The organism is Fibrobacter sp. UWH9 (genome assembly GCF_900129715.1).
Classification (GTDB): domain Bacteria; phylum Fibrobacterota; class Fibrobacteria; order Fibrobacterales; family Fibrobacteraceae; genus Fibrobacter.
The window spans coordinates 216,002-241,476 of record NZ_FQWP01000003.1 but is presented as its reverse complement, the minus strand read 5'-3'; the positions used below and the strand labels follow the sequence as shown (position 1 = coordinate 241,476).

The following is a 25,475-nucleotide window of genomic DNA, read 5'->3' as shown; positions in this document are numbered from 1 at the left end:
TCTCCTTATCTCTTACGATCAGCAAGCACAGCAACCAAGATTACTACAGCCTTGATCACGTTCTGATAGTAGGAAGTGACACCCAAGATGTTCAAACCGTTGTTCAAAACAGCAATGATCAGAACACCTGCAATTGTACCGGTAATTCTTCCGCGGCCGCCATTCATACTGGTACCGCCAAGGGCAACAGCAGCGATGGCATCCAGTTCATAACCGCTACCCATAATGGGCTGTGCGGAGTCCACACGGCTAATCATGATCAGACCGGCCAATGCACTGAGGAAACCGGAAATACCATAGACACTCATCTTCACGCGATCGATGTTCACACCAGACAGTGCAGCGCACTTGGCGTTAGAACCGGTGGCATAAAGGCGGCGACCGAAAGTGGTATGCTTCAGCAAGAAATAGAAGATTCCAAAGGAGGCCAACAGGATCAAGATAGGAATAGGAATTTTAATAGCCGGCAAGAAATCGCAGACCACATTACCCTTACCCAGAGCCTTGAACAAAAGGCTATCACCAGAACTTTCTGCCAGGCGGGAAATGGGCTTACCATCGGTAAGGATCATGGCGAGGCCACGATAAGCCGTCATGGTAATAAGGGTTGCAATGAACGGTTGCAAACGACCCTTGGTCACCAAAAGACCACTAATCAAGCCGAGAGCCACACCCACCAGCAATGCTACGGGAACCGCAACAATGACAGGTACGCCATGGCCAATCATTTCGGCACAGACAATGGCGCTCAAGGCAAAGGTAGAACCCACAGAAAGGTCGATACCGCCACTGAGAATGACACAGGTCATACCGAAGGCAATCAAGCCGTTAAAGGAAGCCTGACGCAACAAGTTCAGGAAGTTGCCCGGTTGGCGGAATTCAGGGCTGATGGCACTGATAATAACTACCAGAATTGCTAGCGCAATAAACACGCCATATTCTGACAAAAATGCACCAATATTTTTGTTTTCCTTTTTCATTAGAGGGATCCTCCTGTAGCAAGAGTCATAATTTTTTCCTGATCAGCGTCGGCACCATTAATAATGCCAGTCACATGTCCTTCGTGAACCACCATAATGCGGTCACTCATGCCCAGAACTTCGGGCAATTCAGAAGACACCATGATAACGGCGACGCCCTTGGCGGCCATATCATTGATTACGTTGTAAATTTCCTTCTTGGCGCCGATATCCACGCCGCGAGTGGGTTCATCCAGAATGAGAATCTTGGGATCCGTATAAATCCACTTGGCAAGAACCACCTTCTGCTGGTTACCACCACTCAAGTTACCGCACTCATGCTGAGGGCCGAAACAGCGGATGCGGAATTCCTCGATACCGCGCTTCACAAGGCTGGACTGCTTTGCAGCATCCAGAACACCCTTCTTGGAAACGATTCCCAAGTTGGTCAGTTCGATGTTTTCAGCAATGCTCTTTTCCAGCAGCAGGCCTTCGGTCTTACGGTCTTCAGTAATAAAGCCGATACCCGCTTCAATAGCCTGACGCGGATTGCGAATGAATACTTCCTTACCGTTGATAAAGACCTTGCCTGCTACCGTAGGCATATTGCCGAAAACGGCATGCATAATCTCGGTACGGCCAGCACCCATAAGGCCCGACACGCCAAGCACTTCGCCGGCACGGACATTAAAGCTTACGTCGCGGAACAGCTTTTCATGAGTAAGGCCTTCCACGCGGAGCACTTCACCGCCGATGGCGTTATCGCGCTTGGGGAAACGTTCACCGATTTCACGGCCGATCATCATCTTCACCACGTCATCCATGGTGATATCCTTGATGTACTTGGTATCGATATAGGTACCATCGCGGAGGATGGTGATACGGTCGCACAATTCAAAGATTTCTTCCATGCGGTGAGAAACGTAGACGATAGAGACGCCCTTCTTGCGCAGGGAATTGATGACCTCAAACAGGACTTCAGTTTCGCTCTGGGTAAGGGCAGCCGTAGGTTCATCCATAATCAGGACCTTGGCGTCCACCATAAGGGCCTTACAGATTTCCACCATCTGCTGCTGGCCCACAGACAAGTCGCTCATGACCGCATCCACGGGAATATGGACACCCATGCGGTCCATGATTTCCTGGGCCTTAGCGCGCATGGCCTTCTTGTCGCAGACACCAAAGCGCTTGGTAATTTCGCGACCCATGAACAGGTTTTCTTCAACCGTCAGGTCAAACAGAACGTTCAATTCCTGATAAATAAAAACGATACCCGCCTCTTCGGCTTCCTTGGGACTGTGGTAGGTCACTTCCTTGCCATCCACAATCACGGTACCGGAATCGCGGGTATACACGCCCGTCAGGATCTTCATCAAGGTCGACTTTCCGGCCCCGTTTTCACCCATCAAGGCGTGGATTTCACCGTCTTTCAGGAAGAAGCCGGCATCCTTCAATACCTGGTTGCTTCCAAAAGACTTGTTAATGCCTTTCATTTCAACATGCATAGAGTATTACGATCCTCCTATCAGGCGAAAATGCACCCGGATTGCAAAATTATGTTGGCATAAGGAGTAGTTTCCCCAGTTCTAATTACAGCCTTGCAAGTCTGGGTGCGTGCCTTCAGTTCCGTATGAGGTACATATTCCACTTCAACACCCTTTAACAGTTGCAGCACCTGCCCCTCAACCTGGGGATTCTGGGTCTTGATTTCTTCGGCCAAGACAATCTTTTCCACCTTCATATCCTTCACCACTTCGGTCAAGGTCTGCATAAAGGTGGGTACGCCAAAAGCCAGAGCCAGGTCGATACGCTCTGTTTCGTCGGGAATGGGCAGGCCACAGTCGCCAATGCAAATGCAGTCCGTATGGCCCAAATACCCTAAAACTCGGGAAATTTCACTGTTTAAAATTCCATTTCGCTTCATTAATTGGTCCCTTCTTTCCTTTTACGTTTTGTTTCTAACTTATTTTAATATTACACAAAGGGGCAGAAAGCAAGACCCGAATATATTCCATATTGGAATATGTGCTTTTTATAACCTTTGATTTTCCAATACACATTTCTACCTTTGTGCCCACATTTGAGTTAGGTGACCTAACGAACTTCAGGTTTTTTGAGTGCGAGTGCACTTCGGGGCTTATTTTAAACGCTTTACAGCGACGAGATGACGCGGCATGGGCCGCAGATGAAGTTTACGGGTCCCCGAAGGTGATTTATGAAGAATCCTGAAAAGCAGGGTGCGGAAGATCGCATCCCCGAAGAAACTATTGACTCCAAATCCAAGATTGCCCGCGAAGCCGATGCCTTTTTGGCATCCATTGCTGGTGGGGCCGACGAAGACGAAGCTGACGAAGCCGCTTTTTTGGCATTGAATCCCGATGGAATCGTCATCGATGATGATTGCAACATCGTAAAGGCTGGCGCAGAAGCCAAGGCAAATGTTGGTGAATCTATTGAATTCGTCGACGAAGAACAGCAAACTACTGAACAAGAGCAAGAAGAAAACATCGAAACCGTCGAAGAATCCGCAGACGAAAATGATTCCGCAGACGAAAACGATTCCACAGAGGACGAAGACGAAGAACTGAGCGACGAAACCGAAGGTGACGAAGCACTGGTCACTTTCGAGGACCTGGACTTGGCTCCCGCCGTTCTGGACGCCATCAAGGCCATGAACTATGTGACCCCCTCCCCCATTCAGGTGAAGGCTATTCCCGCACTGCTTCAGGGCGGAAACCTCCTGGGTACGGCACAGACAGGTACCGGTAAGACAGCCGCCTTCTCCCTGCCCCTGCTTTCCCGCCTGGAATTCAACGGTCACGAAACCTCTATGCTGGTGCTGACTCCTACCCGCGAATTGGCCATCCAGGTCGCCGAAGCCATCCAGCAGTATTCCGTAAACCTGCCCAAGGTCCATGTGGTTCCCGTTTACGGTGGTCAGGATATCGCCGTGCAGATCCGCGCCCTCAAGCGCCAGGCCAACATCATCGTTGCCACTCCGGGTCGTCTTATTGACCATATCAAGCGCGGCACCATCACCCTGGGCGGCGTGAAGGCTATCGTCCTGGACGAAGCTGACGAAATGCTGGACATGGGTTTCGAAGAAGATGTCGAAACCATCCTGAAGGAAATTCCCGCAAGCGCACAGCGCGCCCTCTTTAGCGCCACCATGCCCAAGAAGGTGAAGGCCATTATCGACAAGTACCTGGGCGAATACGATGAGGCTTGCATCGAAAGCAAGACCACCACCGTTGAAAACATCCGCCAGCGTTACCTGATGGTAAAGAACGAGCACAAGGTCGAAGCCTTGGCCCGCGTCCTGGAAGGCGAAGAATTTGACGGCGTGCTGATCTTTGTGCGCACCAAGCAGAACACCACCGAAGTGGCCGAAAAGCTGGAAAGCCGCGGCTTTACCGTCGCCCCGCTGAATGGCGACTTGGCCCAGTCCATGCGCGAACGCACCATCAACCGTTTAAAGATGGGCAAGCTGGATATCGTGGTGGCTACCGACGTGGCCGCCCGCGGTATCGACGTGGACCGCATTTCCCTGGTGGTGAACTACGACATTCCTTTCGACACGGAATCCTACGTACACCGCATTGGACGTACAGGTCGAGCAGGCCGTAGCGGCGACGCCATCCTCTTCATCACTCCCCGCGAAAAGCGCATGCTGAAGATTATCGAACGGGCCACCCGCCAGCCCATCGACGTGATGGAAATGCCCACCGGCGAAATCATCAGCCAGAAGCGCGTGGCCGCCTTCAAGGAAAAGGTGAACAGCGTCTTGAGCTACGGCGAACTGGACAAGTTCAAGACTTTGGTCCAGGAAATGGTAGCAGCCGGCTGCAATAAGACCAACGGCGTTGAAAACGAAGATGGATCCGTTACCGAAATCACCGCCGAAGACGTAGCCGCCGCCATCATCAAGATGTACCAGAAGAAGCAGCCCCTGTTCCCGGAATTGCAGCCCCTGGACGCTCCCCGCGAAGCACGCCGTGAAAAGGCCCGCCGCGAACGTGACGACTTTGGCGTAGGCATGAACGGCGAAGAAAAGCAGCGCCTGCGCAAGGAACGTAAGGAAGGCAATAACGGCGTTGAAGAAGGTTACCTGCGTTACTACATGGGCGTGGGCCGCATCGACCACGTTACCCCCCGCGACATCGTAGGCGCCATCGCCGGCGAAGCAAACATCAGCAGCTCCATCATCGGCCGCATCAAGCTCTTCGACAAGTTCAGCACCGTTGAACTGCCCGAAGACACTAGCCAGGAAGTTCTTGACATTCTGGCAGGCATCACCATCCGCGGAAACGACGCCCGCTTCCGTCTGATGACAGACGAACCTCCTACCGGCCCCGCTCCGGGAACTCGCCCCCGCGAAGGACGCAGCTTCCACCGTGAAGGCCGCGGCGGTTTTGGCCGAGGCAATCGTGAAGAACGCCGTGGCGGATTCCGCAAGGAACGTGAAGGTCGCGGTTTCGGTGTCGATCACGGCGAACGCGGAGACCGCAAGTTTGCAGGCAACCGCGAAGAACGCCGTCGTGAAAAGTTCGGCGAAAAGCCTTTCCGCAAGGACCATGACGAACGCGACTTCGGCGACAAGCCCTTCCGCAAGACCCGCCGCTTCGGCAGGCATTAATACGGCAAGTTCGCAATCAACCAACGCGATTTTAAACGGCTCGCTAAATGCGAGCCGTTTTCGTTTGCATAAACCATTCTGTAAAAATTTTAGCGGAACATTTTTCTTATACTTTCGCCATGACTTCCACCATCGTTACATTGCTCGCCATAATCCTGCTGCTGGCATTCGCCTTTTTCAAGACAAAGGCCGCCAAGCCTAAGGCAGGGCAGTTCCATAACGACGGTCGTCGCAAGACTTTCAAGGACTTCCAGAAGGAACAGTTGGAAAATGATCCCGACGGAGTCTACGGCGAAGCGGCCACTTTCAAGACACTGACCAGCATTTGCAACGACGACGGACGCAAATTCGTGCTGATGAAAAACCTGTACATTCCAAGCCACGGCGGTACCACCGAAATCGACGCCCTGCTCTTGCACCAGTCCGGCATCTACGTGCTAGAAACCAAGAACATCTCCGGTGAAATTACCGGCACTCTGGAAGAGGAACGTTGGCACCAGCGCATGAACGCCCGCACCACCCACACCTTCCACAACCCCATCCAGCAAAACGCCGGACACATCCGCGCCCTCCGACATTTTCTGAAAGAGAACTTTTCCAAAAGCGATCTGAACGTTGACGAGCTTCCCGTCTTTTCAGCCATCGTCTTCAGCGACCGCTGCGTTCTCAAGGGAATCCCAACCTCCCCAAAGGTTAGCGGTTCTTCACTAGACGTAAACTGGATCATCCTCCATATTTTTCAATTGCAAAAAAAGCTGTCTAACATCATAAAGAACCAAAAGACAATTCTCGAAACAGAACAGCTTGAAAGCCTATACTGGAAACTGAAACCCTGCGCCATGGCAAACGAAAAGACCAGGGCAGAACACAGGGCCTACATCCAGTCAAAACACCGCTAATTTATATGAAGCAGATTATTAAAGAGACAAAGCTTTCTAACGGCGTTGTGGTCATGACCGACTACATGCCCCATGCCTATTCCGTAACCGTTGGCGCCTGGTTCCCCCGGGGCAGCCGACACGAAGCCAAGGGCGAATTTGGTTTGAGTCATTTTTATGAACATCTGGTTTTTAAGGGTACCGAAAATCGTACCGCCCTTGAAATCGCCCGTGCCATCGAAGACCGCGGCGGAAATCTGGAAGCCTACACCACTCGCCAGGAAACCGGCTTTTACGCCAACGTAGAAAGTGGCGACTTGGCTCTCGCCATCGACGTCATCGCCGACATGCTCATGAATCCACGCTTCGAAAAGAAGGAAATGGAAAAGGAACGGAAAGTCATCATCGAGGAAGTCCACAGCTACGATGACATTCCCGAAGAACTTGTAGGCGACGTTTTTAACGCCATCCATTTTAAGGGTTGCGGTATCGCCCACTCCATTACCGGCACCGTCAAGGAAGTCAAGGAACTGACCCACAAGCAGATGCTGGCTTATCGCGACCAAGTCATTAATGAATTGCCCATTTACGTCTGCGCCGCAGGCAAGGTGAACCACGACGCATTAGTGGAACTCTGCCTGCAGAAATTCGCCCGCAAGAAATCCGGCGGGATCGCACCCGCCAACATCTACAAATCCAACCAGAGCGTAAAGGTGGTGCAGAAGCAGGACATCACCCAGTCCAATCTTTTCTGGGGCATGAGTTTCGACAAGAGCCGCATGGACGAAAAGGGCCGCTGCGCCCTTTCCATTTTTAATGTGGCCATGGGCGCAGGCATGGCCAGCAGACTTTTCCAGAAGATCCGCGAAGACAAGGGCCTTGCCTATTCCGTCTATTCCACCGCCGACATCTACCGCGACTGCGTGGACTGGGGAGTGGCCCTGGCAACAGAACCAAAGCAGTTGAAATTGGCCCTGGAATTGAGCGTCAAGGAAACGAAAAAATTCCTAAAGCAAGGCTTCATGAAAGACGAACTGGAACGGACAAAAGCCAACATTTTGGGCGGCATGCACTTGGGTGCAGACAATCCCGAAAAGCGAGCCATCCGCATGGCGGAACAGATTCTGCACCTGGGCGAATTCCACACCATGGAACACTCCGAAAAGATCGTCCGGGATTTGACCGCCGAAGATGTGACGGGCCTCACAAACGACCTGTTCGCAAACGCCAAATACTCCGCCGCCGTGGTCGAACCCAAGAGCAAGAAGAAGTCAGAAATCACAACAGATTTTTTCTAGGCCCTCAAAACGCCCCACAAGAATCTATATTAAAAATGTATGGATTCAACCCTGTCGTGCATATATGTGGTTAACATCTTCGGTGCAGTACTTCTGGCCGTTGTTGCCGCAGGTAACGTCTGGAAGCTTCCCCGCAAGAATCTGGAGAACACGTCTCTCCTGGTCATGCTGATCCTCGGATTCCTGAATTGCCTTATCGACCCCATTGTTTTCACATCGGAAGGTCGCCCCGGAGCCCTCGCAAAATTCATCAACATCTATGGCAACGGTTGGCTCTACGGATCCAACATGTATTGCTCTACCCTGTGGTTCGTCTTCCTTTCGCAACACATTTGTGGAGGCGTATCAAGGATTCACGCCAAGATTCTGAAAACCGTCGTGGGGCTTGGAACGTTGGGCGTACTCATCAACTTTTTCTGCCCGTTCATTTTTTCCATCGATGGCAACAACCACTACCACAGAATGTGGGGCTATTGGATTTACACCGTTATCGACTACGGCATCACCATGGACAGCATCGTGGTCTACTTCTGGAGCCGCAGGCGTAACGGTATCCTGAAGTACTTCCCCATCTGGGTGTATTTCTTCCCGCTGATGATTGGCACTTTTGCCCAGACCCTGTTCTACGGCATTTCCACCATTTCGGCAGGCTTGGCCGTTTCTATTGCCGGCATCTTCTCTAGCCTGCAGAACGAACTCATCTTCCGCGACCGACTGACGGGCCTATACAACCGCGTGTACCTGGACCGCCACATGAACGTCTTCTCACGAAAACGTAGAACCGTCATGACCGGTCTGATGCTGGACCTGAACTCCTTCAAGAAGATCAACGACGACTTCGGCCATTCCGTTGGCGACCGCGCCCTGATCGCCATGGCCGACATCCTCCAGAGGACCATCCACGACGAAGGGGTCGCCATCCGCTATGCCGGCGACGAATTTATCGTGCTGTTGAACACGGCGGACCAAGAAAAGGCAGACGGCCTCATCCGCGAAATCCATTACCGCATCGAAAAGTTCAACAACAATTCCAAGGCCCCCTTCAAACTCTCCACCTCCATCGGAAAGGGACTGCTCGATCTGAAAAAGGGAACGATGGACGAGTTCATCAACACCATCGACCGAGAGATGTACGAAAACAAGAAGGCCTATTATGCGGTTCACTCAGAAAATGACCGCAGACTGAGATAGTACATTAAGAAAGAACGTCTGCCAGGTACTTCAGACAAAGTACGTTCATTCAAAGTACGTCCGCCGTGTGCGCCAGACAAAGTACGTTCATTCAAAGTACGTCCGCCGTGTACGCCAGACAAAGTACGGCCCGGCCGGGGCAGACTACACAAAAAAAATACCCCACTCCGGAGAGCGGGGTAAATTTCTCGCTAGATGATGCTAGAGCGAATTTAGACTTGCGTCTAAATTATGCAGCCTTAACAGCGTCCACGACCTTGGCGAAGGATGCAGGATCTGCAACTGCCATATCAGCGAGAACCTTACGGTTCATCTTGATGTTAGCCTTGGAGAGCTTGTAAATGAACTGGCTATAGCTGATGCCGTATTCACGAACTGCAGCGTTCAGACGAGTGATCCACAGAGAGCGGAAGTCACCCTTCTTGTCGCGGCGGTGTGCGTAGGCATACTGACCGGCGTGAGCAACTGCGTCGATAGCAAGGCGAATGTTGGACTTGCGACGACCGTAGAAGCCCTTAGCGGCTTTGAGGATATTTTTGCGGCGTTCGCGGGAAGGAACTCTGGATTTTGCGCGAGGCATTCTTACACTCCTTATGCTACTACAAGCAGACGCTTGACGTGATACATGTCGACCTTCTTAATGAGAGCGCCCTTACGCAGGTTACGCTTACGCTTAGTGGTCATCTTGGTTTGAATGTGTCGCATACCAGCGCGCTTGAACTTGACGTGGCCGGAGCCGGTCAGGCGGAAGCGCTTCTTGGAACCGCTGTGAGTTTTCATCTTAGGCATTTTTACCTCGTTAGGTTATTAAGTTAAGCCTCACCTGCTGCCATGGGCTCGGTTACGGGCTTCGGTGCATCCTGCTGCTTTTTGGCGGCAGCGGCACCACGCTTAGGACCATAGATAGAAAGCATGGTATTGCCTTCGACTCTAGAGTCCATTTCAAGGTCGCCAAAGGCGGCCAAGTCTTCTTTTGCACGTTCCATGAGACGCTTGCCATAATCCATATGGGCCATTTCGCGACCGCGGAACTGCATGATAAGCTTCACCTTCATGCCATCCTGAAGGAATTCACCTGCCTGCTTGATGCGGTACTGGTAGTCGTTTTCGGCGGTCTTGGGGTGCATCTTGATTTCTTTCAGCTTCACCACATGCTGCTTGGCCTTGGCGGCCTTAGCCTTCTTGACCTGCTCGAACTTGTACTTACCGTAGTTGATGATCTTGCATACGGGGGGCTTAGCATTGGGAGACACTTCCACCAGGTCCAGACCGGCGTCCTTAGCCATCTGCAAAGCCTTGTGGGTTTCGATGATGATGGCTTCGCCTTCTTCCTTCACAAGACGGATGGGGGAAATACGGATGTCTTCGTTGATGCGGGTGCCGTCGCTCTGACGGTTGGGCATCTGACGGCCACGGGGGGGTTGTAAAGCCAAGTTAAGCTACCTCAGGTAAATTGTTTAAGTGGCGTAAATTTAACATTTTTTTTGAAAAATTACAATACTTTTTTATTTACCCCTTTAAAATCGGGTGTTTTTTTGTATAATTGAGCACAAATTGCGGCGGTAGCTCAATGGTAGAGCTTTAGCCTTCCAAGCTAATGGTTGCCGGTTCGATCCCGGTCCGCCGCTTTTACAAAAAGGTCCCTTCCTCTGGAAGGGACCTTTTTAGCACCCTCCCCCAACCCCCTCCTCAAAGGAGGGGGCTTTTTTGCTGGACGAACCCGATCTTAGCACCCTCCCCTGGCCCCTCCTCAAAGGAGGGGACTTTTTTGCTGGACGAACCCGATCTTAGCACCCTCCCCCAACCCCCTCCTCAAAGGAGGGGGACTTTTTTGCTGGACGAACCCGATCTTAGCACCCTCCCCTGGCCCCTCCTCGATGGATGTTTTGGGTCCATTTGGCGATGGTTACTAACCAGACCCTCTAGTCATCGGCGTTTAGTTAGTAAAAATTACTTTGTCCACAACCATTTTACTAACCAAATTCCATTTTTCAGGGAGCTTGGTTAGTAAAGGTATCTCTTTATCTGGATCTTTTCCATAAAAACTACTATCCAATCCAGCATTTACCCGAAGATTAGTTAGTAACCGGAAGTAAGAAACATTTTCAAACGTCCAAAATATTGTAATCCAACGCCGTTTTTCTACATTTGCACTTGTAAAATTTCGCCCTACGGAGGCACCTATGTTTTTTGAGCAGGCTATTGCAAACTGCGTCCCCAATTACACCCGCGAAGCCGATTCCGCCCACGGCGAATCTTTGGCCATGTTCGACTACAAGGACGAACTGAAAATCAAGAATCAGGCCATCAAGGAATTCTGGGACGTGAACCGTCTGGCAGGCAATCCGCAGAACGTCATCGCAAGCCCCATGCCCCGCGGTTACCGCACCACCAGTAAGCGACGCGTGGCCATGGTCCCGGGCAACCTGCAGTTCGACCGCCAGGAATCCATGCTGGAACCGGAAGAACACAACAAGATTTACGACCTGCTTTTCGAAAAGCTGATCACTCCGGCTTACAAGCCCCTGGCCTATGCCTTGAACTGGATTATCATCCGTGGTACTTACCGCTACCGCGTGGTCATTTTTAACATCAAGAAAATCGACGCCACCATCGTCCGCAAACTGAAGCAGATTTCCGAAGTGCTGCAGAAGAGCGAACTGAATGTAACCGCCGCCCACGCCTATGTAGACACCACGGAATCCGACTACTATCTGGAAGCCAAGCGCCCCACGGAAGGTCTGAATTTCAAGCAGCTTTACGGACCCCGCGAACTGGCTCTGAACCTAGGTCATTTCAGCCTGAAGTACCCTGTCACCGGATTCAGCCAGATTAACGAAAGCCAGATCCACAACTTGATCAAGGCCGCCAGCCGAATGCTGAGCCTTACCAAGGAAGACAAGTTCCTGGATTTGTACTGCGGCTACGGTCTGTTCAGTTTCGCCCTGGGCGAAGCCGCCAAGTCTGTGCTGGGCGTCGAATGGGAAGGTCCTTCCATCGAAACCGCCAAGGCCAGCGCCCGCTACCTGAAGAAGAACTACAAGTTTATCGCAGGCAAGATCGACGAAGATTTCGTGCAGTTGCGCCTGCCCCGCGTTGTGCCCGGCGAACCGGAAAAGATTCTGCTGGACCCGCCCCGCAAGGGTTGCGAACCGGGCGTCATTCACGCTCTCGCCATGCGTAAGCCCATCCGCGTGTGCCACGTTTTCTGCGGCACCGACGAAATCCCCGCCGCCCTCAAGGAATGGGAACGTTACGGCTACCGCGTCCGCGAAGTGCAGCCCCTGGACTTGTTCCCGGGAACTCCCCATCTCGAAACTATCGTGATGCTGGAGAAGAAGTAGATCGTTAATTATGAGTTATGAATTACGAGGTACGAGATTTTTCCTATAAAGCTCCATCCAGCTTCTTAATTCATACTTTATAATTCATAGTTAGGTCCGCATGTCTACAGCGCCTCAATCACACATCTCCGTCGCAGAATCCCGCCCCGCATTGTGGACGCGCCCATTTGTAACGTGTTCCGCAGCCAACTTTCTTCTATTCTTCAGCTTTTACCAGCTGTTGCCGGTTCTGCCGTTGTACATCTTTGAAAAATTCCAGACGGACAATTCTACCGCAGGAATCATCATTTCGCTGTACACTATCGGCGCCCTCTGCTGTAGGCCCTTCGCGGGCTTCCTGGTAGATAGCCTCAATCGCAAGCCGCTGTATTTCTGGACCTTCTTTGCATTCACCTTGTGCTTTGTGGGCTACTGGGCTCTGGGACTTTTGCCCCTGCTTGCAGTGGTCCGTTTCATGCACGGCGTGTTCTTCGGAATTTCTACCACGGCAAGCAACACCGTCGCCATTGACGCACTTCCTAGCAGCCGCCGCGGTGAAGGCATCGGCTACTTCGGCATTAGCGTGAACCTGGCTTTTGCCACAGGTCCCATGACCGGCATGTTCCTTTACGAAGGTCTCGGAAGCAACGTGGTTTTCGCCATTTCAGTGGCCCTTTGCGTAATAGGCCTCATCCTGGTAAAGACGCTTCCCGTAAAGCCTCGCCCCAAGGTAAAACGTCCGCCCCTTTCCCTGGACCGCTTTTTCTTGACCCGCGCCTTTCCTCAATTCCTGAATTTCATTTTCGTAGGATTCGCCTACGGTCCCGTCACCAACTACATCGCTCTTTATGCAAAGGAACAAGGCATCGGCGGAAGCGGCTGGTTCTACGCCCTGATTGCAGCCGGCCTCATTATAAACCGCGTTCTTACCGGTCGCCTGATTGACAAAGGATGGCTTACCCGCCTGGTGGGCATGGGCATGACCTTGAACGTGGCGGCCTACTTACTGCTTTCCTTCTGCGGCACCTTGGGACCAATGATTCCCGGTGGAACGACCTTGCTGTTCTTTGCATCGGCTTTGATGATTGGTACAAGCCTGGGACTTATTTTTCCGGGATATCAGACTATGTGCGTCAACCTGGCAAGACACGATCAACGAGGTACAGCCAATAGCACATACCTGAGCGCCTGGGATATTGGAATCGGGGCAGGCATTCTAACAGGTGGATCCATGGCACAGCATTTCGGGATGCACCAGCAAGTATTCCTGGCATGCAGCGCCGCGCTGTTCGTCGCCGACATCATGTACCTAAGCTACACCAGCAAATACTACACAAGGGAAATGAGCAAGGAGAAAGGTTAAAGCGTAAAAGGTTAAAGGGAGATATGAGTCGTGTGTTAAAGTAAGGCGACTCTGGCGCGATTATCTGGCTCATCGCTCAAGGCTCAAAACTCTCCGCTGAAAGGAGCCGCAGGCTCCGAGCTCACACCTCGTACCTCATACCAATTTTTTCATATCTTATATCTCATAATCTGATATCTATAGTCTAGGGTTCTTTTATGAAAAATCGTCTTTTAAAAATTTCCTTGTCGGCGTTCGCCTTGGCTTTTGCATTCACCGCTTGCAACAAGCAGGAAGTGAAGTCTGAAAACACTTCCGAAGTCAAAGCAACAGAATCCGCAGAAACTTCCGTAGCAAATGAAAACACAACGGCCCCGGAAACTCGTGCCGTGACCAAGACCATCACATTGGCAGACGGCTCCACAGTCACCTGGATCCAGGACAACGCAGGCGAAAAGCTGAACCCTCGCGACCTGTTCAGCGATGCCAGCGATTCTCTCTACAACAGTTTGAATCTCCCTAACGGCATTCCCGCCACGGTTAGCACTTACCTCCTGAAGTCCCAAGGGAAATACGTCCTCTTCGACGCAGGTCTGGGAGCATTCGGCGGACAGATGCTGAACCACTTGCAAGAACTGAACATCAGCCCCGATTCCATCACCAAGATTTACCTGACCCACTTGCACGTGGACCACATCAACGGTCTCGTGAACAAGACCGACACCGGTTTTGAAAAAGTCTTCAAGAACGCCGCCGTCTATGTGGGCCAAGTTGAAAAGGACGCCTGGTTCAACGACATCAAGGACAACGGTCTTGCCGTCGGCATTCTGAACACATACAGCGACAGCCTCAAGCTCTTCGCCTTTGGCGACACTCTGCCCCACAACGTCATCGCCATGGACGCCGTGGGTCACACGCCCGGCCACACCGTTTTCCAGAAATCCGACTTGCTGATTATCGGTGACCTGATGCACGGTTACGCTTTGCAGAAGGACCATCCCGAAATCAATTCCAATTACGACATGGACAAGGAAAAGTCCATCGAAGCCCGCAAGCGAATTCTCGCCTACGCCAAGCAGAACAACCTGACCATGGCCGGCATGCACCTTCCCCCGCCGGGATTTGCAAAGTAAGGTTCACGATGAAACCCTGGAAACTTCTTGATACGGAATACCTGGTAAACGCACCCTGGCTAAAAGTGGCCAAGGAAAAATGCGAACTGCCTAACGGAAAAGTCATCGACGATTTCTACACATTGTGGCAGCCCGATTGGGTTTTGATTCTGGCACGTACCGCAGACGGTAAGTGGGTCATGACAGAACAGTACCGCCACGGCACAGGAAAAATCGCATTGGAATTTCCTGCAGGAATCATCGACAAGAATGAAACTCCCGAAGAAGCCGCCCTCCGCGAGCTGCAGGAAGAATGCGGTTACGGAGTCACCAGCGCAGCTAATAAGCAAGTGCCTTTATACCTGGGTTCATATCCGGTGAATCCGGATCGTCACCGTGGAAAGTTCCATGTGGTATTCATCGACGGCGTAATCCGAGCAGGCGAAACCCACTTCGACGAAACCGAAGAAATAGAATCCTCCGAATTTTCTGACGAAGAACTGCAGGCCAAAATGCTTGACGGAACATTCAATCACCCGTTGCAGATGGCGGGTTACCTCAAGTGGAAACTGAGCCAGAAGTGATCGAACTCGCCTCACGAAAACTGCAGTTACCCATTCTCGTTCTCGGTTTGAACGGTGTTCCGGGCTACGCCCTTTTCAGGCACTTCAACAAACTTTTTGGCGGCACCGACGAAAGCGACGGCACCAGCGGAACAATCCATCCGGCCCCCCGTCACCCTGATGCAGCGGCACCACTAATCGGCATCCGGCCCATCAAGCATCCCTGCGTTTTTGGATCCGATGTAGTAGCCATCGACGCCGAAGATACCGCAAGCCTCACCCGCCTTTTCGAAAAGCATCAGTTCAAGACGGTCATTGACGCCAGTGGAAACTGCGCCCTAAAGGCCTGCGAATGCGACACCCCCCGAAGCCATCTGCTGAACTGCGAACAGGGTGTAGATGCCGCCCAGCTGGCCGCCGATTACAACTGCACCTTCGTAAGAATTTCAACGGACATGGTCTGGAGTGGCAGCGAAGAAACTGCCCAACTCCGCCCCTACAAAGACGACGCGCCCAAGGATCCTATCCACAATTACGGCAAACACCAGCTGGAAGCAGAAATCGAAATCCAGCGGATCAAGCCCGATGCCGTAATGCTTCGCGTGCCACTGCCTATGGATTACGCCCCCGGCGGTTGCGCTGGAGCCATCGACTGGATCAGCTACCGTTTTAGACCGGGTCGCCCTGCCACCCTCTATACCGACGAATACCGCAGACCCATCTACGGAAACGACATGTGTCGCGTGGTGCAGTACATTCTGGAACACGAATTCCCTGCAGGGATTTACAACTGTGGCGGCCCCCGCCGAGTCACCCTTTATAACGCGGGCCAGTTGGTCAACGCCATCGGAGGTTACCCCGAAGAACTGCTTCATGGTTGTCCCCGAATTGATGCAGGACCCATGCCTCCGCGCGTAGGCGACCTGGACATCGACAGCAGCAAACTTTACAGTCTTCTTCCAGAAGGCTTTATCCGCCCCTGGCCTTTTGACGACGCCATAGTTCCCACAGGCAGGGATTGGCACAAGACTTTTGGCAGAAACTGCCCCGACAAGAACCGAGTCGGCAGCGAAGAAGCCATTTATAGACTTTTGGTCATTGGTGAAAAATTGGACTTTTAGGGCATTTTTCGTCAAAAATCAGTTTTTTCGTGCTTTCTAAACCAGTTTGTTTGTTTTTGTTTATATTTCCCTTATAAGACTTCCTGTACCAATACAGCGAAATCAACATTAAGAAGGATGCAAACAATGGTTATTAATAAGATTCAAAAAGAGGACTCTATCGTTCTTGCACCGGAAGGATTCCTGGATACCGCAAACGCCCCCGCTTTTGAAACCGAAATGGAAGCCGCTTCCAACGAAACCAAGAATCTCATTGTGGATTTTGCCAAAGTCGAATACATTTCCTCTTCCGGTCTCCGCGTCCTGCTCAAGATTCAGAAAAAGATGAATGGTTGCGGCAGCCAGAAACTCATCAATGTCAGCGACAACGTTAAGGAAGTGTTTGAACTGACCGGTTTCGTCGACATCCTGGACATTGCCTAAAGAAAGCTATATCATATAGTCTGAAGGAAGGCTCAACATGGCTAGCGAGAAAAAAACGTTTCCTGTTCAAAAGGAAAGTCTTTCTGACGTCCAGGAATTCGTATCCCTTTGGGCAAAAAACAATGACATAGGAATGAAGATTTCTACAAAGCTCTCCATTTGTGCAGACGAAGTTGTGAGCAACGTCGTTTTCTATAGCGGCGCAACAGAGCTGGAAATCACTTGCAGCAAGGAAAATGGCATGGTAACCATGTCTCTCCGCGACAACGGCAAGGCCTTTAATCCTCTTACCGAGGTAAAGGAACCTGACACAACAGCAAGCGCCGAAGAACGGGAAATTGGAGGCCTTGGAATTTTCATGGTTAAGAAGATGATGAATTCCGTTTCTTACGAAAGGGTTCAGGAGTCAAACGTCTTGACCATGACAATCGCCATTTAATACAATAGCCAACGTATAAGGAGAAATATTATGAGCACCAACGAAAAAATCAATCAGGAAATCTCCGAAGACGAACTGGATCAGGTTTCCGGAGGCAACGCAGCAAACACCATCGGCGCAGGAACATTCGTTGATGACGCCGTAAAGGCAGCCAAGGCAGCCATTGACCAGCTAAAGAAAAGCCTTCCTGGAACTGGCAGATTCTAAATGCCTCTTTTTAGAAAAACAGCTCTAGAAAAAATATCCTCCCCCGAACAGCTAGACAAGATGATCGTGGCAATTTCGCCATCATCCTGGATAGCGATCGTGGGCGGTTTTGTTATTGTATTCTGCGTGGCCCTCTGGTCATTTTTAGGAACGCTCCCCCAAAGCATTACTGCCGAGGGAGTCTTTCTTGATTCCGACGAATCTACCCTGGTCTGCTTTATTCCCGTAAACGAAAGCTACGACATCAAGGCCGGTCAAAAGGCGATCATTTCCACCCAGTTACAACTGCTGAACGGAACAGTACGTCAAGTCAAGCCCTACACCGCATCAGATGAAGAGCTTGTAGAAAATCTCCGAAAAAAAGTTGAAGGCAACTCCAGCACATCCATCTTCGCACAAGTGGAAATCCAGGCCACAGAGGCCAACAAGCTCAAGGGTACTTCCGCAAGAGCCGAAATCATCACTAAGGAAGTGGCCCCCATAGAATTTCTTATTTCCGGGGCAAAATAATGGCAGTCGCCAAAACGCCCACTGTGCTACAAATGGAGGCCACCGAATGCGGCGCGGCCTCGCTTTGCATGATTACCGCCTTTTACGGATTGCACATTCCTCTAGAGCAGATGCGCATCGAGACGGGAGTTTCCCGAGACGGCAGTAAGGCGAGCAACATTCTAAAGGCGGCCCGCAAATTCAATTTCGAGGCCAAGGGATACAAGCGTAGTTTTGAAGGTCTTCTTCAGACAGAAGGCCCCTGCATTATTCACTGGAACTTCAACCACTTTGTAGTTTATGAGGGCACCCGCGGAAAGTTCGCATACATAAACGATCCCGCCATGGGCAAGCGCAAGCTCACCTTGCAGGAGTTAGACGAAAGCTACACGGGAATCGTACTTACCTTTACCCCCACCGAAAATTTTCAGAAGGTCTCCCTCAAAAAAAGTTTCATAGACCTCCTGAAGAAACGTCTGGCAGGCGAAAAAAAATCATTGCTTTCCCTCATTGCAGTAGGCCTTCTGCTGATTTTGCCTGGCGCACTGATTCCAGCATTTTCTGCATTCTTTGTGGACCAGGTTCTTGCGGTCCAGAATAATCAATGGCTTCACTTTTTGCTGGGCGCCATGTTCTGCACTTTGATATTCAGCTCGATACTGAACTATTACAGGGAAAAAATTCTTATTCGTTTGCGGAACAAAAAGAGCCTCCTGTCCACCTACAGCTTTATAAATCATCTGTTCAGACTGCCCATGGGATTCTTCAGTCAGAGGTACTCGGCAGACATCGCCAACCGAATAGACAATAACGAATCCGTAAACAGTTTCCTGTACAACCAGTTTGCAGAAACCATCCTGAATGTTTTCGTAGCCCTGTTCTATTTTATCATCCTCGCAAAGCTTAGCGTGGTGCTGGCCCTGATCGGGCTAGTCAACGTCCTGTTCAATTCCCTGATGATGAAACTGCAGGCAAAATCCGTTTCTAACCTGGCTCAACGTTACCAGCAGGACTTTGGAAAATTGGCAGGTTCCCTGTCTGCAGGAATTTCACTGACCAGTACATTGAAGGCTTCTGGCGCCGAGGCGCGCTACATGGGTATACTGCAAGGCCATTACGCCAAAATGGCCAATGTCGGAAATCAGCTGCAAAAGAAGCAGGAATCCCTTTCTACAATTCCCGAAATTTCAGGAATCGTTTCAAGCATTCTCGTGTTGATGATTGGCGCTCTATTTGTTATTGACGGATCCATGACTGCAGGCGCACTCCTCGCCTCATCAACGCTTCTAGCCTCATTCATGTCGCCCATGAACGACCTGCTGACTTTCTACAATCAAGTCCAGACCCTTAAGGCCGACTTGAATCGAGTTGACGACATAGAAAGCTACCCCGAAGACGAGACCTTCAAGGAAACCGAAAAGATCCATATGGAAACAAAACTTTCAGGACGTCTGGAGTTGCGAAACATTTCCTACGGTTACAACACCTTGGAGCCAGCCTTTGTGGAGGATTTCTGTTTTAAACTGAGCAGTGGGCAGTCCATTGCATTGGTGGGTTCATCGGGCAGCGGAAAGTCAACCGTCTCAAAAATCGTCAGCGGCCTATTCGCGCCCTGGAATGGCGAAATGCTTTGCGACGACATTCCTGTCAGCAAGATTCCGCAAGACGTTCTTTCGGCAAGTATCTCTACTGTAAGCCAGCAGATTTCCCTTTTCAACGGAACCATTCGCGACAATTTGACCATGTGGAATTCTACAACGCAGGAAAGCGACATTCTGCAAGCCGCCAAGGACGCCTGCATCCACGACATGATTATCTCGAAGCCAGGCGCATACGATTTCAAACTGGCTGAAGGCGGAGCAAATATTTCGGGTGGAGAACGTCAGCGTCTTGAAATTGCACGAGCCCTGGTAAAGAATCCCACCATCCTTATTCTGGATGAGGCCACCAGCGCTCTCGACCCCATTACCGAAAAGAAGATTCTCGACAATATCAAACGACGCGGCTGTACATGTCTAATTGTCGCCCACAGACTTTCCACTATTCGTGATGCCGATGAAATCCTGGTCATGGAGCACGGGAAAATCATTCAAAGGGGCAACCACGAATCACTAGTAAATGCAGAAGGAACCTATCAAACCCTAGTAAGGAGCATGTAAATGAAAATCTCTTTACAGAGCGGCAAATTGTATTTGACTAGCGAGCCTACCATTTTTACTGTGGAAGAAGGGTCTGCCCTTATCTACATCGTCCCAATTGAAGAAAATGCCGCAGGGCGACGAATCCTCCTCTGTGAACTTTCTGCGGGCGAACAGTTCCCATCTTTCTGCATCGATTCCGAATTACTTGGCCACTGGAGTTTTGGCATTTCTACCCTTGAACACGTAAAGCTCGAAGGTAACTCCGCATCCGCCGAAGACATATCCAATGCCAACGCCACATTCGCAAAAAAAATCGGAATCAGATACTTTGATGAAGATTCCTACAACGAAATGGTTGTAGAAAAATACAGGCTGAACCTCATCAAGGAAGAAGGTGCCATTTACGCCACCAGCGAAGAACAGCGCAAGACCACTGCAAAAAGTTTCCAGATTATCTATGACTTTTTCGAAAAGAGCGAAAATCAGAAACTCCTGTCGAGCCGCACGGGCAACAATCTTTACGACGCGATTCACAGTTTGGGAATTCACCAAGGTTTTTCAATCGCTTCTATCGACCGTATTCGTGAAAGCTGCGGCAAGCGTTTTGAGCTGAACGACATAACTCGAATAAGCCATGTAACCCTCCGTCCGGTCATTCTGGAAGCGGACTGGTTCAAAAAGGATTGCGGTTCTTTCCTGGGATATTCCTCTGACGGCGAACCCTTGGCATTTCTGTGTTACGGCCATGGAGTCTACAAAGTATGCAAACCGGCAACAGGTGAAATTTCTGCCGTAACGGAATCAAACGCTCAGCAAATCTTACCTAGTGCATTTGTTTTCTATAGACCGTTCCCCAACAAGAAAATTGGTTTAAGGGACTTGATATTGTTTGGATTGAAAGACATCCAGAAAAGAGACATTTTCACATTCGCATTACTCTCGCTCATATGCACATGCATCGGCATGTTCCTGCCGGCATTAAACCAGATTATCTTCGATAAGGTCATCCCCCTGCAGAACAAGAACGAACTCATTCAAATTTGTTTCGTCGTACTTGTTTTTGCCGTAGGCAGCGCCGCCTTCGCCCTGGTCAAAAATTTTGCCATGCTTCGTAGCATCAACACGATGAAAATCAGCATACAGAGTGCCGTTTTCGATCGACTGTTTTCTTTAAGCGAAAGTTTCATTCAAAAATTCCCTAGCGGAGAATTGACCATCAAGGCACTGCAACCAGTTAGAATTTTCAGTCTTCTTTCTAACGGTTTATTTAGAACGCTCCTTGGCGGAATTTTCTCGGTTTTCTTTTTCTGCCAGATGGTTTCTATATCTTCCTCGCTGGCCCTCATAGGAGTCGGATTGACAGTCCTTATCGCTGTCGTGGCGGTTATCATTTGCCATCGGCAGATTGATGTCGAGCGCATGATCATCAGAAGCGGAAATCAAGGTTCCAGCTGGATGATCCAGGCTATCAACGGCATTTCAAACATCAGGATCGCAAACGCCGGCAACCGCTTCATTCTTGAATATCTGAAGTTCTATGCAGAACAGAAGAAAATGGAACAGAAACAGGAATGGACGCAAAATAAGTTCAACATATTTATTAACGCGCTCCAAATCTTTGAAAGCATCTGCTTTTTCTATCTGGCCAGCCACACAGAAACGTTGTCCACCGGTCAGTTCCTGGCATTCGTTTCTGCATTCGGATTGTTCTCCAACGCCATCATCCTCTGCCTTGTAGAGGCATTCTCTGCCGTAACGGCAATCCCCATGTTTGACGAATGTAAAGTCATTCTAGATGAACTTCCCGAAACTTCTGACGATACCCTACTGCCAGGCAAAATCGCAGGCGACATTGATGTAAACAACGTCAGTTTTTCTTACCCGGGTGCCGAAACCCCGACACTAAAAAATATCAACCTCAACATAAGGGAAGGGGAATACATCGGCATCGTTGGCAGTTCCGGTAGCGGAAAATCTACCCTATTAAAATTACTGCTTGGATTCGAGAAGCCTACCCTTGGAAAAATTTATTACAGCAAGAACGACATCGACAAAATTGACAAGAAGGAACTTCGAAAATATTTTGGTGTGGTCTTGCAAGATGACAAGCTGATTTCAGGATCTATTTTTGAAAACATTACTGTAGCCCATCCAAAGACAACTCTAGATCGAGTTCAAGAAGTAATTAAAAATGTCGGCCTAGAAAAAGACATCCAGGAAATGCCCATGGGCATTCATACTGTTCTTTCGGGAAGCTGTTCTACGATCTCGGGTGGACAACAGCAAAGAATTCAAATTGCCAGAGCCATTGTCGGCAAACCCAAAGTTCTATTCTTTGACGAAGCGACATCAGCCCTGGACAACCAAACTCAGGCCATCGTCGGCGAGACCCTTTCAAAAATGAAATGCACCAAGATTGTCGTAGCCCATCGCCTAAGCACGGTCATTCACTGCGACAGAATCATCGTTGTAAACAAGGGTGAAATTGTTGAATCCGGATCCTACGAAGAGCTTATGGGCAAGAAAGGTTTCTTTTACGATTTATCATCTAGACAGAATTTATGATATTGAAAAATATTGCAAAAATGGTTCTTACGACAATGATCGCGGCGAACATTCTCGCCTGCAACAGCGAAGTAGAACACAAGGAAACAGCGGTCTTAAAACACACGGAAAGAGTTATGAAACTAGAAAACGTGGCTAACGTAAGAGAGCTGGGAGGAATCAAGACTTCCAACGGAAAGCAGGTAAAGTCAAACGTTCTTTTCCGGTCGGCCAACCTGGCTAAAGCCAGCGAAAATGACGTCAAGTTTTTGCAAGGTTTGAACCTCAAACTGATTTGCGATCTCCGCACGGAACAGGAACGCGAAAATAATCTGGACGTTGAAATTTCTGGCGCGCAGAATATATGGTTTAACGTACTGGGGGCGCTTCCCCAAAAAACATCAAGCGTCAAGCAAACCGAGGAAGGCGTTAAAATCGGGAAGGCTATGAACCCCAACACATTCAACGAAGAAGCGGCAGCACATCTCGCCGACTTCGTGCAAACGGGTGTCTTTGACAGCGTCATGGAAAACCTGTACGTAGGTCTAGTCGCCAAGGAGCACGCCCAGCAGGAATACTCAAGAATGTTCGATTCCATTCTCGCCACCCAGGGCGGCACCATTTTGTGGCACTGTTCCCAAGGCAAGGACCGCGCAGGACTGGCTTCAGTTTTCATTCTTTCGGCCCTTGGCGTAGACAGCACATCTATCATGGAAGATTTCGCAAAGTCCAACGAATCCTATCAAACCATGGTTGACGTCGCTCTCAAAGTCGCCCAGGATAAGGGACTTTCCAAGGAGCATCAAGGTGTTATCCAGGCAATGCTCGGCGTGAACCCCTCTTATATGAAACGCGCCCTGGATTATATCAACGCAAACTTCGGTTCCATGGAAGACTATATGGAGCAGAAAATCGGCCTAACCGCAGAAAAGAGAGAACTCCTTCGTTCTTTCTATCTAGAATAGAGTTCGTTGAACGCAGGAAGCTTCTGCAAAGGCAACAAGAAAGTCTCGGTGCAGTTGCTTATCGCCATACTTATCAGGCGAACCTGTTTCAAGATCTTCAGCGGAATAACCGCTGGAGATTTTTTCTAGGGTGACACGCTGCGCAGATTCATCATAGGAAAATGCTATTCGGAATGTGCGGTAGGCAAGCACCCCTGTTTTTGCATTTTCATCCAAAGTCAAACGTCGACGAGTGCCGTCAAAAACACCATCGCTAAAACCGCCTCGGCCCAACTGCACCTGAGAAAAGCTGTACAGGTCAAAGGTACTGCGTTCAGCAATCCACTCGTTCTGTTTAACAAAAAAGTCAGACGCACTCACCTGCCATTTTTCCCCATCCTGTTCGTCAACCCAGCCCGCTTTCGCGTTAGGGAACGCATCGGCCATGGGGATGTAGGGTTTAATGTCCAGCACGGGAGTTTCGTTTAGCAAATCCGCTTCATCCACGTAAAGGGTCAATCCCTCCACTTTCAGCAAGCGAACACAGCTAAGGCCAATGGAATTGGGGCGATAGGGGCTTCGGCTTGCAAAGGTTCCTACGCGGTCCTTGCCCTTGGGCGGTACAGGAGGCCTTGTCGTGGGGCGCCAACCTTCATTTTCGTGAAATTGGAAGATGACCCAGATACGTTCAAAGCCATCCAGGTCCCGCAAGGCCGTTTCAAAATTCTGACCTTTACTCAGTTCAATGCGGCCCGGATGCCCAGCGAAAAGTCGACCCTGTCGGGGAGCCTCGTACTTGTATACAGCATCGCCAAAAAATGTACCAATGGGAGTCACTTCCATGAATACAAAGTTAGAATTTCTATTATTACCTTAGTCCCTATTCCACTGGAGTTATCCAATGAAACCATCGACTTTCTTATCCAAGGTTTTGGCCACTGCCGTTTTAGCAACAGCCTCAGCATTTCTCTTTAACGCCTGCGATTCCGCAAACGCAAATGTTCGTTTTGGTTCAGGCAACAAAGGCGGTCTCTACGACACCTTCGCCACCACCTTCGCCGAAAAAATCAACGGCGCCGGCAAGACTTTCAAAATCCAGCCCAAGAACACTGCGGGTTCCCACGCCAACATCCGCCTCATGGAAGAAGGTTTTATTGACCTGGGAATTGTCCAGGCAGACATCCTCAAGGATCACCTGATGAGAAGCCGCAAGGTTTCTGCAATTTCTGCGGTGGCGGGTCTTTACACCGAATCCATCCAGATTGTGGTTTCGGCCGATTCCGAAATCAGGACCGTAGCCGATTTGCAAAACCGTCACGTCTCCGTTGGCGAAGAGGAATCCGGCGTGTTGCGCAATGCAGAAATCATCCTGGAAGCCTACGGCATTACCTTTGAAAAAATCCAGAAGGAAAATCTCAATTTCAAGGACGCCGCAGCAGCACTTCGCGAAGGTCGCATTGACGCCTTCTTCTGCACCGCTGGCATTCCCACGCCCTCTATCAGCGAGCTTTCTGCAAACAAGAACATCCGCATTATTTCTCTGGATTCAGCAGACATGACTCGCATCATGAACCTGCACCCAGAACTCACCGTAAGCGAGATTCCCGCCAACACTTACGCGGGCCAGGATTCTGCGGTGCAGACTCTCGGAGCCAAGGCCGTTCTCGTGGCAAGTCAGCTTTTGGACAGCACAACCGTCGCAAAAATCACCGAAGAAATTTTCACCGTAGGCGCTCAGCAGACTGTAGGCATTCCTGTGGGATTTCACCCCGGTGCAGCGGCCGTTTACAAGACCAAGAACATGAACGTGGAAATTGCCGCACCTCTGCCCGGCCGCGGTCCCATTCCTTCTACTGGCGACTAAG

Annotated in this window: 24 protein-coding genes and 1 tRNA gene; 18 read left to right on the top strand and 7 right to left on the bottom strand. The window is 50.3% G+C overall.

All coding sequences use genetic code 11. From position 1 onward, the window contains the following. Positions 1-5: 5 nt before the first annotated feature. The 3 genes from BUB94_RS04345 to rbsD are packed head-to-tail and all read right to left on the bottom strand — an operon-like array spanning position 6 to position 2,883. Entirely contained in the window at positions 6-980 is a 975-nt protein-coding gene (locus tag BUB94_RS04345; RefSeq protein ID WP_073234520.1) for an ABC transporter permease, read from the bottom strand. After that, positions 980-2,464 (bottom strand): sugar ABC transporter ATP-binding protein, encoded by a 1,485-nt coding sequence (locus BUB94_RS04340; protein WP_073234517.1) that lies wholly within the window; start codon positions 2,462-2,464, stop codon positions 980-982. The genes BUB94_RS04345 and BUB94_RS04340 overlap by 1 nt, the downstream gene beginning before the upstream one ends. Before the next feature lie 20 nt (positions 2,465-2,484). Then, positions 2,485-2,883 carry a D-ribose pyranase gene (rbsD, locus tag BUB94_RS04335; protein ID WP_073234514.1) on the bottom strand — a complete coding sequence of 133 codons (399 nt, stop codon included), beginning with the start codon at positions 2,881-2,883 and terminating at the stop codon, positions 2,485-2,487. A gap of 291 nt (positions 2,884-3,174) precedes the next feature. Here rbsD and BUB94_RS04325 point away from each other — a divergent pair, with 291 nt between their 5' ends. The 4 genes from BUB94_RS04325 to BUB94_RS04310 all read left to right on the top strand — a co-directional run bounded on the left by BUB94_RS04325 (position 3,175) and on the right by BUB94_RS04310 (position 8,962). Then, entirely contained in the window at positions 3,175-5,595 is a 2,421-nt protein-coding gene (locus BUB94_RS04325) for a DEAD/DEAH box helicase (RefSeq protein WP_083538102.1), read from the top strand. A 119-nt stretch (positions 5,596-5,714) separates the two neighbouring features. After that, positions 5,715-6,494, top strand: coding sequence for a nuclease-related domain-containing protein (locus tag BUB94_RS04320; protein WP_073234509.1), 780 nt, complete (start codon positions 5,715-5,717; stop codon positions 6,492-6,494). A gap of 5 nt (positions 6,495-6,499) precedes the next feature. Continuing rightward, entirely contained in the window at positions 6,500-7,771 is a 1,272-nt protein-coding gene (locus tag BUB94_RS04315; protein ID WP_073234506.1) for a M16 family metallopeptidase, read from the top strand. A gap of 39 nt (positions 7,772-7,810) precedes the next feature. Then, positions 7,811-8,962, top strand: a complete 1,152-nt coding sequence (locus BUB94_RS04310; protein ID WP_073234503.1) for a GGDEF domain-containing protein — start codon at positions 7,811-7,813, stop codon at positions 8,960-8,962. Between the two features lie 229 nt (positions 8,963-9,191). On the opposite strand, the gene rplT is transcribed toward BUB94_RS04310, so the two are convergent. From rplT to infC, 3 genes are read right to left on the bottom strand one after another with little or no spacing between them, the layout of a single operon-like run. Beyond that, the gene (rplT, locus tag BUB94_RS04305; RefSeq protein ID WP_073158843.1) at positions 9,192-9,542 is read right to left on the bottom strand and encodes a 50S ribosomal protein L20; all 351 of its coding nucleotides are present in this window, start codon (positions 9,540-9,542) and stop codon (positions 9,192-9,194) included. Between the two features lie 11 nt (positions 9,543-9,553). Continuing rightward, entirely contained in the window at positions 9,554-9,751 is a 198-nt protein-coding gene (gene rpmI, locus BUB94_RS04300; RefSeq protein ID WP_073158842.1) for a 50S ribosomal protein L35, read from the bottom strand. 23 nt (positions 9,752-9,774) lie between these two features. Then, on the bottom strand, positions 9,775-10,395 hold the full coding sequence (gene infC, locus BUB94_RS04295; RefSeq protein ID WP_249269383.1) for a translation initiation factor IF-3: 621 nt from the start codon (positions 10,393-10,395) through the stop codon (positions 9,775-9,777). 123 nt (positions 10,396-10,518) lie between these two features. Here infC and BUB94_RS04290 point away from each other — a divergent pair. The 13 genes from BUB94_RS04290 to BUB94_RS04235 all read left to right on the top strand — a co-directional run bounded on the left by BUB94_RS04290 (position 10,519) and on the right by BUB94_RS04235 (position 23,631). Further along, positions 10,519-10,590: transfer RNA gene (locus BUB94_RS04290), tRNA-Gly, on the top strand. Between the two features lie 555 nt (positions 10,591-11,145). Then, a complete protein-coding gene (locus BUB94_RS04285; protein WP_073158837.1) occupies positions 11,146-12,306 on the top strand; it encodes a class I SAM-dependent RNA methyltransferase in 1,161 nt (386 codons plus the stop codon). A 100-nt stretch (positions 12,307-12,406) separates the two neighbouring features. Beyond that, positions 12,407-13,648 carry an MFS transporter gene (locus BUB94_RS04280; protein ID WP_083538100.1) on the top strand — a complete coding sequence of 414 codons (1,242 nt, stop codon included), beginning with the start codon at positions 12,407-12,409 and terminating at the stop codon, positions 13,646-13,648. A 197-nt stretch (positions 13,649-13,845) separates the two neighbouring features. Continuing rightward, positions 13,846-14,760, top strand: a complete 915-nt coding sequence (locus BUB94_RS04275) for an MBL fold metallo-hydrolase (protein ID WP_073234499.1) — start codon at positions 13,846-13,848, stop codon at positions 14,758-14,760. Positions 14,761-14,768: 8 nt separating this feature from the next. Next, on the top strand, positions 14,769-15,323 hold the full coding sequence (locus BUB94_RS04270) for an NUDIX hydrolase (RefSeq protein ID WP_073158831.1): 555 nt from the start codon (positions 14,769-14,771) through the stop codon (positions 15,321-15,323). Further along, positions 15,302-16,423, top strand: a complete 1,122-nt coding sequence (locus BUB94_RS04265) for an SDR family oxidoreductase (RefSeq protein ID WP_254793664.1) — start codon at positions 15,302-15,304, stop codon at positions 16,421-16,423. Before BUB94_RS04270 ends, BUB94_RS04265 begins: the two co-directional genes overlap by 22 nt. 126 nt (positions 16,424-16,549) lie before the next feature. Then, entirely contained in the window at positions 16,550-16,846 is a 297-nt protein-coding gene (locus BUB94_RS04260) for an STAS domain-containing protein (RefSeq protein WP_073158829.1), read from the top strand. A 37-nt stretch (positions 16,847-16,883) separates the two neighbouring features. Continuing rightward, the gene (locus BUB94_RS04255) at positions 16,884-17,285 is read left to right on the top strand and encodes an ATP-binding protein (protein WP_073234496.1); all 402 of its coding nucleotides are present in this window, start codon (positions 16,884-16,886) and stop codon (positions 17,283-17,285) included. A gap of 30 nt (positions 17,286-17,315) precedes the next feature. Continuing rightward, positions 17,316-17,492, top strand: a complete 177-nt coding sequence (locus BUB94_RS16360; RefSeq protein WP_112131996.1) for a bacteriocin — start codon at positions 17,316-17,318, stop codon at positions 17,490-17,492. Further along, complete coding sequence (locus BUB94_RS04250) at positions 17,493-18,002, top strand: hypothetical protein (RefSeq protein ID WP_073234493.1); 510 nt, start codon at positions 17,493-17,495, stop codon at positions 18,000-18,002. After that, entirely contained in the window at positions 18,002-20,140 is a 2,139-nt protein-coding gene (locus tag BUB94_RS04245) for an NHLP family bacteriocin export ABC transporter peptidase/permease/ATPase subunit (RefSeq protein WP_073234490.1), read from the top strand. Before BUB94_RS04250 ends, BUB94_RS04245 begins: the two co-directional genes overlap by 1 nt. Further along, complete coding sequence (locus BUB94_RS04240; RefSeq protein ID WP_073234487.1) at positions 20,141-22,687, top strand: NHLP bacteriocin export ABC transporter permease/ATPase subunit; 2,547 nt, start codon at positions 20,141-20,143, stop codon at positions 22,685-22,687. It begins immediately after the preceding gene. Positions 22,688-22,707: 20 nt separating this feature from the next. After that, a complete protein-coding gene (locus tag BUB94_RS04235) occupies positions 22,708-23,631 on the top strand; it encodes a tyrosine-protein phosphatase (protein ID WP_170932324.1) in 924 nt (307 codons plus the stop codon). Here BUB94_RS04235 and tsaA read toward each other — a convergent pair. Beyond that, a complete protein-coding gene (tsaA, locus tag BUB94_RS04230) occupies positions 23,623-24,453 on the bottom strand; it encodes a tRNA (N6-threonylcarbamoyladenosine(37)-N6)-methyltransferase TrmO (protein WP_249269385.1) in 831 nt (276 codons plus the stop codon). The genes BUB94_RS04235 and tsaA overlap by 9 nt on opposite strands. Positions 24,454-24,511: 58 nt before the next feature. Between tsaA and BUB94_RS04225 the strand changes: the two genes are divergently transcribed. Beyond that, positions 24,512-25,474 (top strand): TAXI family TRAP transporter solute-binding subunit, encoded by a 963-nt coding sequence (locus tag BUB94_RS04225; protein WP_083538098.1) that lies wholly within the window; start codon positions 24,512-24,514, stop codon positions 25,472-25,474. The last annotated feature ends 1 nt before the right edge of the window (position 25,475 follow it).

What these genes read in the sequence shown, in the direction of transcription:
- BUB94_RS04345 (WP_073234520.1), bottom strand. Translation starts at nt 980, where the DNA reads ATGAAAAAGGAAAACAAAAATATTGGTGCATTTTTGTCAGAATATGGC.
- BUB94_RS04340 (WP_073234517.1), bottom strand. Translation starts at nt 2,464, where the DNA reads ATGCATGTTGAAATGAAAGGCATTAACAAGTCTTTTGGAAGCAACCAG.
- rbsD (WP_073234514.1), bottom strand. Translation starts at nt 2,883, where the DNA reads ATGAAGCGAAATGGAATTTTAAACAGTGAAATTTCCCGAGTTTTAGGG.
- BUB94_RS04325 (WP_083538102.1), top strand. Translation starts at nt 3,175, where the DNA reads ATGAAGAATCCTGAAAAGCAGGGTGCGGAAGATCGCATCCCCGAAGAA.
- BUB94_RS04320 (WP_073234509.1), top strand. Translation starts at nt 5,715, where the DNA reads ATGACTTCCACCATCGTTACATTGCTCGCCATAATCCTGCTGCTGGCA.
- BUB94_RS04315 (WP_073234506.1), top strand. Translation starts at nt 6,500, where the DNA reads ATGAAGCAGATTATTAAAGAGACAAAGCTTTCTAACGGCGTTGTGGTC.
- BUB94_RS04310 (WP_073234503.1), top strand. Translation starts at nt 7,811, where the DNA reads ATGGATTCAACCCTGTCGTGCATATATGTGGTTAACATCTTCGGTGCA.
- rplT (WP_073158843.1), bottom strand. Translation starts at nt 9,542, where the DNA reads ATGCCTCGCGCAAAATCCAGAGTTCCTTCCCGCGAACGCCGCAAAAAT.
- rpmI (WP_073158842.1), bottom strand. Translation starts at nt 9,751, where the DNA reads ATGCCTAAGATGAAAACTCACAGCGGTTCCAAGAAGCGCTTCCGCCTG.
- BUB94_RS04285 (WP_073158837.1), top strand. Translation starts at nt 11,146, where the DNA reads ATGTTTTTTGAGCAGGCTATTGCAAACTGCGTCCCCAATTACACCCGC.
- BUB94_RS04280 (WP_083538100.1), top strand. Translation starts at nt 12,407, where the DNA reads ATGTCTACAGCGCCTCAATCACACATCTCCGTCGCAGAATCCCGCCCC.
- BUB94_RS04275 (WP_073234499.1), top strand. Translation starts at nt 13,846, where the DNA reads ATGAAAAATCGTCTTTTAAAAATTTCCTTGTCGGCGTTCGCCTTGGCT.
- BUB94_RS04270 (WP_073158831.1), top strand. Translation starts at nt 14,769, where the DNA reads ATGAAACCCTGGAAACTTCTTGATACGGAATACCTGGTAAACGCACCC.
- BUB94_RS04260 (WP_073158829.1), top strand. Translation starts at nt 16,550, where the DNA reads ATGGTTATTAATAAGATTCAAAAAGAGGACTCTATCGTTCTTGCACCG.
- BUB94_RS04255 (WP_073234496.1), top strand. Translation starts at nt 16,884, where the DNA reads ATGGCTAGCGAGAAAAAAACGTTTCCTGTTCAAAAGGAAAGTCTTTCT.
- BUB94_RS16360 (WP_112131996.1), top strand. Translation starts at nt 17,316, where the DNA reads ATGAGCACCAACGAAAAAATCAATCAGGAAATCTCCGAAGACGAACTG.
- BUB94_RS04250 (WP_073234493.1), top strand. Translation starts at nt 17,493, where the DNA reads ATGCCTCTTTTTAGAAAAACAGCTCTAGAAAAAATATCCTCCCCCGAA.
- BUB94_RS04245 (WP_073234490.1), top strand. Translation starts at nt 18,002, where the DNA reads ATGGCAGTCGCCAAAACGCCCACTGTGCTACAAATGGAGGCCACCGAA.
- BUB94_RS04240 (WP_073234487.1), top strand. Translation starts at nt 20,141, where the DNA reads ATGAAAATCTCTTTACAGAGCGGCAAATTGTATTTGACTAGCGAGCCT.
- BUB94_RS04235 (WP_170932324.1), top strand. Translation starts at nt 22,708, where the DNA reads ATGGTTCTTACGACAATGATCGCGGCGAACATTCTCGCCTGCAACAGC.
- tsaA (WP_249269385.1), bottom strand. Translation starts at nt 24,453, where the DNA reads ATGGAAGTGACTCCCATTGGTACATTTTTTGGCGATGCTGTATACAAG.
- BUB94_RS04225 (WP_083538098.1), top strand. Translation starts at nt 24,512, where the DNA reads ATGAAACCATCGACTTTCTTATCCAAGGTTTTGGCCACTGCCGTTTTA.